At 63.7% G+C, this 11927-nt stretch carries 17 protein-coding genes; 9 read left to right on the forward strand and 8 right to left on the reverse strand.

All coding sequences use genetic code 11. From position 1 onward, the window contains the following. The 3 genes from EOA79_RS10260 to EOA79_RS10270 all read right to left on the reverse strand — a co-directional run bounded on the left by EOA79_RS10260 (position 1) and on the right by EOA79_RS10270 (position 2594). Positions 1–192, reverse strand: coding sequence for a hypothetical protein (locus EOA79_RS10260; RefSeq protein WP_245322439.1), 192 nt, complete (start codon positions 190–192; stop codon positions 1–3). 88 nt (positions 193–280) lie between these two features. After that, the gene (locus EOA79_RS10265; protein WP_067003075.1) at positions 281–1450 is read right to left on the reverse strand and encodes an AI-2E family transporter; all 1170 of its coding nucleotides are present in this window, start codon (positions 1448–1450) and stop codon (positions 281–283) included. Positions 1451–1541: 91 nt separating this feature from the next. Next, complete coding sequence (locus EOA79_RS10270) at positions 1542–2594, reverse strand: LLM class flavin-dependent oxidoreductase (protein WP_095799007.1); 1053 nt, start codon at positions 2592–2594, stop codon at positions 1542–1544. A gap of 226 nt (positions 2595–2820) precedes the next feature. Here EOA79_RS10270 and EOA79_RS10275 point away from each other — a divergent pair, with 226 nt between their 5' ends. Next, the gene (locus EOA79_RS10275) at positions 2821–3249 is read left to right on the forward strand and encodes a DUF6481 family protein (protein WP_067323757.1); all 429 of its coding nucleotides are present in this window, start codon (positions 2821–2823) and stop codon (positions 3247–3249) included. Between the two features lie 65 nt (positions 3250–3314). Here EOA79_RS10275 and sugE read toward each other — a convergent pair whose 3' ends face one another. Beyond that, positions 3315–3629 (reverse strand): quaternary ammonium compound efflux SMR transporter SugE, encoded by a 315-nt coding sequence (sugE, locus tag EOA79_RS10280; RefSeq protein ID WP_095825476.1) that lies wholly within the window; start codon positions 3627–3629, stop codon positions 3315–3317. Positions 3630–3826: 197 nt separating this feature from the next. Next, positions 3827–3952 carry a hypothetical protein gene (locus tag EOA79_RS34090; protein WP_082953831.1) on the reverse strand — a complete coding sequence of 42 codons (126 nt, stop codon included), beginning with the start codon at positions 3950–3952 and terminating at the stop codon, positions 3827–3829. 247 nt (positions 3953–4199) lie between these two features. On the opposite strand from EOA79_RS34090, the gene EOA79_RS10290 reads away from it, so the two are divergent. Together EOA79_RS10290 and EOA79_RS10295 are read left to right on the forward strand one after the other, a co-directional pair. After that, positions 4200–5159 (forward strand): cation diffusion facilitator family transporter, encoded by a 960-nt coding sequence (locus tag EOA79_RS10290; protein ID WP_095825574.1) that lies wholly within the window; start codon positions 4200–4202, stop codon positions 5157–5159. Between the two features lie 34 nt (positions 5160–5193). Next, complete coding sequence (locus EOA79_RS10295; protein ID WP_127334701.1) at positions 5194–5598, forward strand: GFA family protein; 405 nt, start codon at positions 5194–5196, stop codon at positions 5596–5598. 15 nt (positions 5599–5613) lie between these two features. On the opposite strand, the gene EOA79_RS10300 is transcribed toward EOA79_RS10295, so the two are convergent. Then, complete coding sequence (locus EOA79_RS10300; protein ID WP_095825478.1) at positions 5614–6864, reverse strand: DNA recombination protein RmuC; 1251 nt, start codon at positions 6862–6864, stop codon at positions 5614–5616. A gap of 103 nt (positions 6865–6967) precedes the next feature. Between EOA79_RS10300 and def the strand changes: the two genes are divergently transcribed. The 6 genes from def to truA all read left to right on the forward strand — a co-directional run bounded on the left by def (position 6968) and on the right by truA (position 10888). Then, entirely contained in the window at positions 6968–7498 is a 531-nt protein-coding gene (gene def / locus EOA79_RS10305; RefSeq protein ID WP_067323765.1) for a peptide deformylase, read from the forward strand. Between the two features lie 419 nt (positions 7499–7917). Further along, positions 7918–8196: a plasmid stabilization protein gene (locus EOA79_RS10310; RefSeq protein ID WP_082953832.1), complete on the forward strand. Its 279-nt coding sequence runs from the start codon at positions 7918–7920 to the stop codon at positions 8194–8196. Further along, entirely contained in the window at positions 8193–8618 is a 426-nt protein-coding gene (locus tag EOA79_RS10315; protein WP_095825480.1) for a type II toxin-antitoxin system VapC family toxin, read from the forward strand. The genes EOA79_RS10310 and EOA79_RS10315 overlap by 4 nt, the downstream gene beginning before the upstream one ends. Positions 8619–8637: 19 nt before the next feature. After that, the gene (gene fmt, locus EOA79_RS10320; RefSeq protein WP_095825481.1) at positions 8638–9573 is read left to right on the forward strand and encodes a methionyl-tRNA formyltransferase; all 936 of its coding nucleotides are present in this window, start codon (positions 8638–8640) and stop codon (positions 9571–9573) included. Next, positions 9570–10076 (forward strand): N-acetyltransferase, encoded by a 507-nt coding sequence (locus tag EOA79_RS10325; protein WP_067323775.1) that lies wholly within the window; start codon positions 9570–9572, stop codon positions 10074–10076. Before fmt ends, EOA79_RS10325 begins: the two co-directional genes overlap by 4 nt. Positions 10077–10099: 23 nt before the next feature. Beyond that, positions 10100–10888 (forward strand): tRNA pseudouridine(38-40) synthase TruA, encoded by a 789-nt coding sequence (truA, locus tag EOA79_RS10330; RefSeq protein WP_128293000.1) that lies wholly within the window; start codon positions 10100–10102, stop codon positions 10886–10888. Here truA and EOA79_RS10335 read toward each other — a convergent pair. Together EOA79_RS10335 and EOA79_RS10340 are read right to left on the reverse strand one after the other, a co-directional pair. Further along, on the reverse strand, positions 10885–11490 hold the full coding sequence (locus EOA79_RS10335; protein ID WP_095776835.1) for a transporter: 606 nt from the start codon (positions 11488–11490) through the stop codon (positions 10885–10887). The two genes, truA and EOA79_RS10335, sit on opposite strands and share 4 nt — an antisense overlap. Positions 11491–11492: 2 nt before the next feature. After that, a partial coding sequence (locus tag EOA79_RS10340) for a M20/M25/M40 family metallo-hydrolase (RefSeq protein ID WP_128293001.1) occupies positions 11493–11927 on the reverse strand: 435 nt, incomplete at its 5' end.

Here is an 11927-nt window from a genome sequence, read left to right on the forward strand (position 1 = left end):
TCAGGTCTCCACGATTTGCTTCTGCCGCAACCGGGCCTCGAATTCGGCGCGGTCGGGAATGACGATGGCGAACTGGCCTTCCAGCACGTCGGCGAGTTCGGTCGCCGAGGCGATTTCCCGCTGCTCGCTGCGGCCGCCGAGATGGTGGATAGACAGGCGGTTGTTGCGCAGCGCGAGACCGAAGTCATTCATGCAGGCGGGTCCGGTTAGACCGGACCGATATAGGCACTCGCCATGGGCGCCGCAAACAGCCGGCCGGACATGCAGATTGGGCCAGGCCTCACGCGCCGGATTTGTGGTTGTTATCGCCGGCCTCGTCGTCGATCGCCATGGTCTGCTGCGCGGCGAGGAAATTGCCGACATGGCTGAGGCCATCGAAATGGTCGCAGAACACCTTGATGACCACCAGCAGCGGCACCGCCATCAGCGCGCCGACGAAACCCCAGAGCCATGACCAGAAGGCGATGGCGATGAAGATCGCCACCGCGTTTATCTCGAGCCGCCGGCCGACCACCGTCGGGGTCACGAACTGGCCCTCGACGATGTCGCACAACAAAACGAAGGCGGGTGCCAGCAGGGCGTAGGGGATCGTATCGAAGCTGATCAGCGCGATGATCGTGACCAGCAGCAAGGTGATCAGCCCGCCGACATAGGGCAGGAAGTTGAGCAGCGCCGCGGCCGCGCCCCAGACCTGCGGGTTCGGCATCCCAAGTCCCCAAAGGCCAAGTCCGATCACCGTGCCGAGGCCGGCGTTGATGGCCGCCACGGTAAGCAGGTAATGGGAAATCTCGTGCTCGACGTCGTAGACGATGCGCAGCGCGCGCTTCTTGTCGCTGAGGTGGGCGAAGGACTGGACGATCTTCTCGTAGAACAAGGTGCCGGAGGCGAGCAGGAACAGCGACAGCACGAAGACGAGGGTGATGCTCGTGCCGGCTCCCAGAATGTTGCTGGCCGCCGTCGACAGGATGCCGGACGGCGCCAGCGCGACCTTCTGCACACCCGGTTCCTGCGATGTCTCGGTCAGGGCCTGCAGTTGACGCGAGAGATCCATGACCCTCTCGAGCGGACGCTTGAAAGGCGCCAGCCGCTCGGTGAGTTGCTCGCCGATCGAGTAGCTGTTGTTGATGAGGTCGATGACCGGGCCGCTGAGCAGGTAACCGGCGCTGGCGAAGACGAAGAGGGACAGCAACACCAGCAGTGTCGCGGAGGCCACCTCGGGGATGCCGCGCTTGCGCAGGAAGCGCACGATCGGGGTCAGCGTCAGCGCCAGCAGGAAGGCGAGGATCACCGGCATGAAGAAGGCGCGGGCGAAATAAAGCGCGGCGATCGTTATCAGCACGAAGATGCCGATCAGCAGCAATCGAATCAGGCGCAATTCGGCGCGGGCGCTGGCGCGCTCGTCCGGGCTTTCGGCAACGTTCGAACCCGAAGCGCTCGTTTCGACCTTCATCCGTTCCCTCGCGATCGCCGAGGAAAACGTACGCGCCGCCGCCAAGGTTCCTTAGCCGGCGGTGAGGGCGCATCTTGCTGGGCAGGCGTGCTCAGGCGACGGGCGCCGGCGCGGCCTTCACCGTTTCCTTGCGCACGACCGGCGCCACCTTGGTGCCGTAGAGCTCGATCGCCTTCATGACCTTGGCATGCGGCATGGTGCCGATCGCCATCTGCAACAGGAAGCGGTCGTTGCCGAAGATCTTGTGCTGGGCGACGATCTTTTCCGCCACCTGTTCGGGATCGCCGACGAACAGCGCGCCGTTCGGCCCGCGCGCCTGATCGAAATGCGCCCGCGAGGTCGGCCCCCAGCCGCGCTCACGGCCGATGCGGTTCATCACCTCGGCTTGCGGTGCGTAGAAATCGTCGGCCGCCTTCTCGGTCGTCTCGCCGACGAAGCCATGCACGTTCAAGCTGGTCGCGAGCGAGGCGGGATCGTTGCCGGCGCGCCTTGCCGCCTCGCGATAGATCTCGAACAGCGGCGCGAAGCGGGCCGGCTCGCCGCCGATGATGGCAAGCGCCAGCGGCAGGCCGAGCACGCCGGCGCGGGCGGCGGACTGCGGCGTCCCGCCAATAGCGATCCAGATCGGCAGCTTGTCCCGGAAAGGTCGGGGATAGACGCCGCGGCCGTTGATCGGCGCGCGCAGCTTGCCCTGCCACGTCACCTTCACCTGGTCGCGGATGGCAAGTAGGAGATCGAGCTTCTCGGCGAAGAGCTCGTCATAGTCCTCGAGATTGTAACCGAACAGCGGAAACGATTCGATGAAGGAGCCGCGCCCGGCCATGATCTCGGCGCGGCCCCCGGACAGAAGGTCGAGCGTCGCGAACTGCTGGAAGACCCGCACCGGATCGTCGGAAGAAAGCACCGTGACCGCGCTGGTGAGCTTGATCCGCTTCGTCCGCTCCGCGGCCGCGGCCAGCGCCACGACCGGCGCCGAGGCTGCATAGTCGGGGCGATGGTGTTCGCCGAGGCCGAACACGTCGAGACCGACCTGGTCGGCCAGCTCGACCTCCTCGATCAGGTTGCGCAGCCGTTCGTGCGGGCCGATGGCGCCGGGGCCCGGCTCCGGGCTGACATCCGCGAAAGTGTAGAGGCCAAGTTCCATTTTCATGCATCCTGATGCGCCGCTTGGGCGTTGATTGTTGGCGCTAGAGGTAGCGACCGGCCCCCAGAGCCGCCAGAGGCGCGATTTGTGAACAGTGCATCGCGCCGCGACGACGTATCCCGACGGCAACAGCCCAGATTTTCATGGCTGGCATACCGTTTTGGCGCTTGAACTCACCGCTTTCGCGCGTATGTAAGCGTCGCGAATTGACTTCAGGGAAGTGGACTTGGCTATTTACAGGGAAAAAGACATATTCGAGCGGCGCAACGCCGCGAACGAGGCAAAGAAGGCGCTCCTGGAGCGCTTCAAGTCAAAGCCGGCGGCGGACGATCCAGCGGTTCTGGCGCGTCAGGCGGAACGCAAGGCGATCCTCGAGGCCCGTGCTATCCGCGAGGCCGAAAAGGCCCGGTTGAAGCAGGAAAAGCTGGCGCGCGAAGCGGCCGAGAAGGCTGAACGCGAGGCAGCGGCCGAAGCGGCCCGTATTGCTGCCGAAGAGGCGGCGGCTGCCGAGGCCAAGATCCGCGAAGCCGAGGAAACCGAACGCATCGCCCGCCTGCTCGCCGAGGAGGCCGAACGCAAGGCCAAGCGCGATGCGCGCTACGCCGCCCGCAAGGCGCGCGTCGGTCGCACGCCTCCTGGCTTCTCGGCCCGCTAGGTTCGAGTTCGTTCGAAAAATGAATCAGGGTCGCCAGGAGCGGCCCTGAACGCGTTCGTGCTGCATCAGCCGACGAGCTTCAGCCCGACGATGCCGCAGACGATCAGGCCGATGCAGGCAAGCCGCACTGCGGTCGCCGGCTCGCCGAGCAGCCAGATGCCGAGCAAGGCCGTGCCGACAGTGCCGATGCCGGTCCATACCGCATAGGCCGTGCCGACGGGCAATGTCTTCAACGCAAGCCCGAGCAGGCCAAGGCTGACGATCATCGAGACGATCGTGAGCACGGTTGGCAGCGGCTTCGAGAAACCATCGGTATATTTGAGGCCGATCGCCCAGCCGATCTCGAACAGGCCGGCGAAGAAAAGGAAGATCCAGGACATCGCGAACGCTCCATCGATCGAGCATCGAATGCTCGACGTTTGACGTGGCGGGTCGTCCCGGCCGGGTTTCGGGGAAGCGAGGTCGTCCTCGCGGTACCGATATAGTGAGTTCTGTACCCCAATCAACAAAACACCGGCAGCATTCGGCATGCCGCCGGTTCAAATCCGCATCGAGACGGATCGGCCGCGCTGACGGCCTACTTCTCCTTGATGCGCATCGCCTTGACCGGCGGCGCCTTCGGAGCCGGGGCCGCGGCCGGTTTCTTGGCGTCCTTTTTCGGCTTGCGGGGTTCCTTGCCCGCCTTCATCGCACCTTTCGCCATGATTCGCTCCTCCGATTTGTGGGCGACACAAGTGAAACAAGAGAAGCGCCCGACCGCAAGAGGCCGCTTGCAGCTTCGAAAGCCGGCTTGCGCTATGTCAACCGTTTTCCCTTCATCCCGCGACCTCGGGATCGATCAGGCAACAGAAATGCATAGGGGCATCTGAACCTCGGAGCGGCTGGCGCATTGTCGGTGGAGCTTTGGGCGGCGGCCGCTGAGCTCCCACTTGGAAGAGGATCGGAAGCGCATGGCAGGGCATAGCGGCTCGAAAAGGGTGATCTACGCCGCGCTCGCCGGCAATGTTGCGATCGCCATGACCAAATTCGCCGCAGCATTCTTCACAGGCTCTTCAGCCATGCTGTCGGAGGGCGTGCATTCGCTGGTCGACACCGGCAATGGCGCGCTTCTGCTTTACGGCATGCGCCGCGCCGCGCGCCCGCCCGACCGCACGCATCCGCTCGGCCATGGGCGCGAACTCTATTTCTGGAGCTTTATCGTCGCGCTTCTGGTTTTCGCGCTGGGCGCGGGCGTTTCCTTCTATGAGGGCGTGATACACATCATCGCGCCGGAACCGGTCGTCAACGCCAAGGTCAACTACATCGTGCTTGGTCTTTCTTTTCTGTTCGAAGGCAGTTCCTGGCTGGTGGCGCTGAAGGAGTTCCGCCAGCAAAAGGGCAAGCAGGGCTGGTTTCAGGCGGTGCGCCGCAGCAAGGACCCCAGCGTCTACACCGTGCTGTTCGAGGACAGCGCGGCGCTGCTCGGCCTCGTCGTCGCCTTCGCGGGCATCCTTACGTCTGAACTTCTGGCGATCCCCGAGCTCGACGGCGCCGGCTCGATCGGCATCGCCGTCATCCTGGGCGCCACCGCCATCTTCTTGGCGCGCGAGAGCAAGGGTCTGCTCATCGGTGAGCCCGCTTCGCCCGAGGTGCAGCGCAAGGTTCTGGCGATCGCTCAGGAAGAGCCGGCCGTGCAGCGGGCGAACGGCATACTGAGCGTCCATATCGGCCCGGAGGAGATCGTCGCAGGCCTAAGCATCGAATTCGAAGATCATCTCACGGCGCCTGAGATCGAAGCCTGCGTTGAACGCCTGGAGGCGCGACTGAAAAGCGACATGCCCGAAATCACCAGGCTGTTCGTCAAGCCGCAGGCGACTGGCACATGGGAGCGCAGGCGTAAGGCTATCGCCGGGACCTCCGAAGAGGATTAGATTTGAGCGAAGCAATCTTTTGGGAGCATGCCGAATGAGAATCGACGGCGGGTGTCATTGCGGCGCCATCACCTACGAAGCGGAGGTCGATCCCGAAAAGACCTCGATCTGCCATTGCACCGATTGCCAGCAACTGACGGGAACGGCCTTTCGCGTGACGGTGGGCTCGCCAGAAGAGGATTACCGGATTACCAAGGGCACGCCGAAGGTCTACATCAAGACCGGATCCAGCGGCGCCAGGCGCGCTCAGGGGTTTTGCGGCGAATGCGGATCGCATCTCTATGCCACGTCGGTTGGCGATGGACCGAAAATCTACGGCATTCGGGTGGGCACGGCGCGCCAGCGCGACCAGCTGGTGCCGAGAAGACAGGTTTGGCACCGCTCGGCGTTGCACTGGCTGCCGGAGATCGAAGGCATCACCACCATCGAGGAGCAGTAACGGAGTTACGGCAGCTCAGTCGTCGCCTTCGACGACGCGCAGCCTGAGCTGACCCGTCTTGGAATCGGCCACGCGTGCGCCCGCCTCCACCTTGGCAGGACCGCGTGGCGGTTCGGGTTCGCCCTCGGCGAACTCCAGCGCCTCGATCTTCTGCCCGCGTTTGGTGACCTTCGTCGTCGAGACGAGGATGTCGTCGATATCCCTGGCCGCCTGGCCGAAATGCGTCTGCAGCCGGCGCACACGCTCGTCGACTCGCGCCACGTCCTCCATCAGGCGGATGACCTCGCCCTGGATCAGATGCGCCTGCTCGCGCATGCGCGCGTCCTTCAGGATCGCCTGGATGACCTGGATCGACAGCATCAGCAATGACGGCGAGACGATGACGACGCGGGCGCGGTGCGCCTTCTGCACCACGGGCTCGAAATTCTCGTGAATCTCGGCGAACACCGATTCCGAGGGCACGAACATGAAGGCGGTGTCCTGCGTCTCGCCCTGGATCAGGTATTTTTCCGCGATGTCGCGGATATGCACCTCGATGTCGCGCCGGAACGCCTGCGCCGCCGCCTTCTGCAAGTCGGCGGCTTCGGCGGCACGAATGGCATTCCAGGCCTCCAGCGGAAACTTGGCGTCGATGGCGAGCATCGGCGCGCCGTTCGGCATCCGCACCAGGCAGTCGGGCCGGCTGCCGTTGGAAAGGCTCGCCTGGAACTCGTAGGCGCCGTGCGGCAGGCCGTCGGCAATGATCGCCTCCATGCGCGACTGGCCGAAGGCGCCGCGAGTCTGCTTGTTGGAGAGGATCGCCTGCAGCTGCACGACCTGTCCGGCTAAAGACTGGATGTTGCCCTGCGCCGTGTCGATCACCGCCAGCCGCTCCTGCAGTTTGGCCAGGCTCTCATGCGTCGACTTGGTCTGCTCGGCCATGGTCTGGCCAAGACGGCCGGTCATGGCGTCGAGCCGCTGTCCGAGCGATTGGGTGAGCTCGGCCTGCCTGGCGCCGAACACTTCGGCGATAGCGCCCATGCGACCCTGCATCTCGGCCTGCGCCTGCAGAATGTCCGCCATCCTGGCCTCGGTGTCGCGGGCATGGTCGGCCGCTTCCGCCGCCGCCGCCGCGCGCGCCTTTCCCGCGCGCCACAACGCGATGACGAGCGCCAGGAACAGCGTCAGCAGCAGCAGCGCTCCGAAGCCAAGCGTCTCGCCGAGCCTGATCGTGGTGGCGCCGAGCCGCGCGACGGGCTGCGAAAGGATCGAGGTCATGTCGTTCATTTGGGCAGCATAACCGATTCGCTCTGCTGGCACAGATCAAAACGTGAACAAGTCAAAGCCGCCCCGGTTGACGCTTTTCCATCGACGTCTTAGGTGAGACGCCATGTCGATCAAGCCGCTCATCATCCTTCCCGATCCAATCCTGCGCCAGGTTTCCAAACCGGTCGAGCGCGTCGACGGTGACTTGCGCAAGCTCACCGACGACATGCTGGAAACCATGTATGACGCGCCGGGAATCGGGCTGGCGGCGATCCAGGTCGGCGAGCCGCGGCGTTTGCTGGTCATCGACCTCGCCAAGGAAGGCGAGCCGCCGGCGCCGCATGTCTTCATCAATCCGGAAATCCTCGAAAGCTCCGACGAGCGCTCGGTCTATGAGGAAGGCTGCCTGTCGATCCCTGACTACTATGCCGAGGTCGAGCGTCCCGCGGCGGTGCGGGTGAAATATCTCGACCGCGAGGGCAAGCTGCAGGAGATGCAGGCCGAAGGCCTGATGGCGACGTGCCTGCAGCACGAGATCGACCATCTTAACGGCGTGCTGTTCATCGACCATATCTCGAAGCTGAAGCGCGACATGGTGGTCAGGAAATTCAAGAAGCTCGCCAAGGACAAGGCGCCGGGCAAGATGGCGGGCTGAACCTCATTCGAGCATTCCACGCAGGATCCAGTCTTTCCCGACTTCGATGGCTTTGGAACCCAACTCAAACGCAAGCGCGCGAGACTTTGGCGAGAATATCAAAACCACGACTAATGCCACTGCAAAAAGCGGCGTGAGGTAGACAGCTAATGCCCGCTCACGTCGTTTGGACAACTCGCCCTTCGTAGATTCCTCATCGAGCGATTTGAACCTGGCGTACGACACGCCCCAAATGTCTTTTGACGAGTCTTCATATGAATGGCTCCGAAGGGGCAAGAGGCCCGAATCATATGAGGAAAGCATTCGAACTTAGTTACCGAAGAGTCTTCAGCGCCGCGCAAACCCGTGCTGGGTATGATTGAGCAAATCGCTTAACCATGATATCATGATATCAATTTGGAGGTTTAGCCTTGAGCGATATGCTAATCAGAAATGTACCAGAACCCCTAAAGCGCGAAATTGAGCAAGCCGCTCGAAAAGTCGGCCAGAGCCTATCGGGCAAAGCCATCGATCTTTTGTGGAAGGGCATGAGTGTGGAAAAGGAAAGAAGGCTAGAGCCAAACTTCTCAGCATGGGAGAGTATCCGCTCCGCATTCGCAAACGAAAGCGCAATTGACAACGAGTTTGCTGAGACAATGGCTGAAATCGAAGCTGCGAGGAAACAGGACTTTGGCCCCTTGGTCGAGGGTTTCGATTGATTATTCTCGACACCAACGTCGTTTCCGAAGCAAGCAGGATCACACCTGATCCGAACGTGGTCGAATGGTTTCGCAAACAGGATCTGCTCAATCTTTACCTGTGCGGCCCGGTCCTCATGGAACAATCTTTCGGCGCCGAGAGATTTCTGAATAAGACCGGCTCTGATCGGCACGTTCGTGCTCTCGACCATCTGATCTCGAAGCAGTTTTCGGGTCGCATCGTTGACTTTGCTGGCTCGGTACCTCGCCTTACCGGCAAGCTTCGGGCAATGCGGGAAAATCTCGGTCGTCCGGTCAGTCTTTCCGATGCCATGATTGCGGCTATCTGTCTGGCCCATGACGCTACGCTTGCGACACGCAATGTTCGCGACTTCGACGAGCTTGGCCTGAAGCTCGTGAACCCGTTTGAAGCCGACGCCTGAACATAGCATGGCAGGAGAAATGCCCCTTCGCGTCATCTTTATGGGCACGCCGGAGTTTTCCGTGCCGACGCTCAGCGCCATCGCCGAGGCCGGCCACGAGATTGCCGCCGTCTATACGCAGCCGCCGCGCGCCGCCGGCCGGCGCGGGTTGGAATTGACGCCCTCGCCCGTGCAGCGCGAGGCGGAACGGCTCGGGCTCGAGGTGCGCACGCCGACATCGCTCAAGGCAGAGACCGAGCAGCAGGCCTTTGCCGGTTTGCGGGCCGATGTCGCCGTGGTCGTCGCCTATGGCCTCCTTCTGCCGGAACCCGTTCTTGAGGCCACCAGGCTCGGGTGCCTCAACGGCCATGCCTCACTTTTGCCGCGTTGGCGCGGTGCTGCTCCCATACAGCGCGCCATCATGGCCGGCGATGTCGAAACCGGCATGATGGTGATGCGCATGGAAGAGGGGCTGGACACCGGCCCGGTGGCATTGGTTGAAAAATGCGCCATTGGTCCCGATATGACCGCCGGGGAATTGCATGACCTCCTCATGGCTCGAGGCGCCTCGCTGATGGTGGATGCGCTCGCACAGTTGGGGATAAATTGTCTGACATTTGCCCCGCAGGCGACGGAAGGGGTGACCTATGCGCGAAAGATCGATAAATCGGAGACACGCGTAGACTGGACGCGGCCTGCCGGCGAAGTCCACAATCACATTCGCGGCCTCTCGCCCTTTCCGGGCGCGTGGTGCGAGGTCGAAATTGGTGGCCGCGTGGAGCGGCTGAAACTGCTTCGCTCGACGCTTTCCAACGGCGTCGGCGAGTCGGGAGGTATTCTCGATGATCGGCTGACGGTCACCTGCGGGTCAGGCGCGGTGCGGCTGGTTGAAGTTCAACGGGCGGGTGGAAGGCCCGCCGCCGCGCAGGAGTTTTTGCGCGGGGCCAAGATCGAAAAAGGAACGAAACTCCAATGAGCATGATGTCGATACGTGCGGCGACGCCGCGGGATCGCGAGGCGATCCGCCTCGTCGAAGAGCATGCCTTCGGCCAGCAGGCGGAGGCCGGCCTGGTCGATGCGCTGGTCACCGGCGGCGACGCCGTCGTCGAGCTGGTTGCGGAAGAAGATGGCCAGGTCGTCGGCCACATCCTGTTTTCCAGGCTTTTTGTGCAGAACGGCGGCAAGCGCTTCGCGGCCGTGGCGCTGGCGCCGCTGGCCGTCGAGCCGTCCTTCCACGGCACCGGCATCGGCGGCGCGCTGATCCGCGAGGCGCATGTCCGCCTGAAGGAAGCCGGCGAGGCTTTGGCGGTGGTGCTCGGCGATCCGGCCTATTACGGCCGCTTCGGCTACACCCACGCCCGCGCCGAGAAATTCGAGAGCGAATACCAGGGCGAGGCGCTGCAGGCGCTGGCCTGGGGCGACGCGCCCGAGGCCGGCAGACTGCTATACGCTTCGGCCTTCACCGCGCTGGCCGCCTAGGCGAGCGCGAACGCAGAGCTGGCATGCCGCGTTTTCGACTCGATATCGAATATGACGGCAGCCAATTCGCCGGCTGGCAGCATCAGGCGGACCAGCTTTCGGTGCAGCAGGCGATCGAGCAGGCGATCGAAAAGTTCTGCGGCGAAGAGGTGCGAATACGTGCCGCCGGCCGCACCGATGCCGGCGTGCACGCGACCGCCCAGGTGGCCCATGTGGATCTGGCCAGGGACTGGGCGGGCGACAAGGTGCGCGACGCCGTCAACGCCCATCTGCAGGCAGCCGGCGCGCGCATCGCCATCCTCAAGGCTGCCGTCGTCGCCAACGATTTCGATGCGCGGTTTTCGGCCACCGGCCGCCATTATCTCTATCGCATCCTCAACCGCCGCGCCCCGTCGGCGCTTGAAAAGGGCAAGGTCTGGTGGGTACCGAAACGGCTCGATGCCGAGGCCATGCACGAGGCGGCGAAGGTGCTGCTCGGGCGGCACGATTTCACCACCTTCCGCTCCACCCAGTGCCAGGCCGAAAGCCCGGTGCGCACGCTTGACCGTCTCGATGTCACCCGCGCCGGAGATCTCATTGAGGTGCGAACCTCGGCGCGCTCCTTCCTGCACAACCAGGTGCGCTCGATGGTCGGCTCACTGCGCAGGGTGGGCGACGGCTCCTGGAGCGCCGCCGATCTCAAGGCAGCGCTCGAAGCGCGCAACCGGGCAGCCTGCGGACAGGTAGCGCCGCCCGGCGGCCTGTTCTTGGTCGGGGTGGATTATCCGGCGACGGCTGACAACCCCGCCGCGGCAGAGGACGCGGAGACCTAGCCCCTCGCGCCGTCCGGAATGTCGATGCCGAGCAGCGCCTGCAGCCCGAACAAGACGAGCAGCGAGGCGACGAACATGCCGACAAACACCGCGGTGCCGGCAGCCGCGCCCTTGCCGATCGTCGCGTTGGTCATGCGCCAGGTCAGCACCATCGACAGCGCGAACAGAAGCAGCGAGACCAGGCCGCTGACCTCGTCGGTCGAGGGCAGGAACAGCCTCAGCAGCGCCGACGGCAGCATCAGCCAGGCGATGATCGCGGAGGCCCAGTTGGAGGCGACGACGTAGTGGACGAAGCGGCTGCCGATGCCGGCGCGCGGCGCGACCAGCGCAAGCGCCACCAGCGGCAGCACCCAGGAACCGATGTCGACGGTTGCCAGCCGGAGCAGCATGCCGAGCCGCCCGGCGAACGCATTCGGATCGCCTATCTCATTGGCGATCCCGACCCAGCCGACGATCAGCGCCGGCGCCGCCACGACGATGGCGAAGAAGGAATTCCAGAAACCGTCCGCAGACAGATCGAGCATGCGCAGGCCGTCGGCCCTGCCGAGCATCAGCCGCCAGGCGCCGGCCAGCGAAGCAAAGGTTTCGTCCGTTGAGAGCATGGTCACGTCAGACCTTGTCCGAACCAGTCCTCGATAAAGCGCTCGTATATCCCTGTCAGCGTCTCGAGATCGGCGACCGCCACGCGCTCGTCGACCATGTGCATGGTCTTGCCGACCAGCCCGAACTCGACCACCGGGCAAAAATCCTTGATGAAACGCGCATCCGAAGTGCCGCCGGAGGTGGAGAGCGAAGGCCTCTTGCCGACCACCGCGGCCACGGAACCGCTCAGCGTGTCGATCAGCTTTTCGTCGCGGGTAAGGAAGACATGGCTCGGCCGGTCGCGCCAGACAACCTCGTAGTCAACGGCGGTCTTCTTGCCCGGCCGATATTTCTTGCGGCCCGCCGCCTGGTCGAGCCGGTTGTGGATCTCGGCCTGGACGGTCTCGGCATCCCAAGTGTCGTTGAAGCGGATGTTGAACGTGGCGGTGGCCTTGGC

It is taken from the genome of Mesorhizobium sp. M1A.F.Ca.IN.020.03.2.1 (assembly GCF_004023205.1).
Lineage (GTDB): Bacteria > Pseudomonadota > Alphaproteobacteria > Rhizobiales > Rhizobiaceae > Mesorhizobium.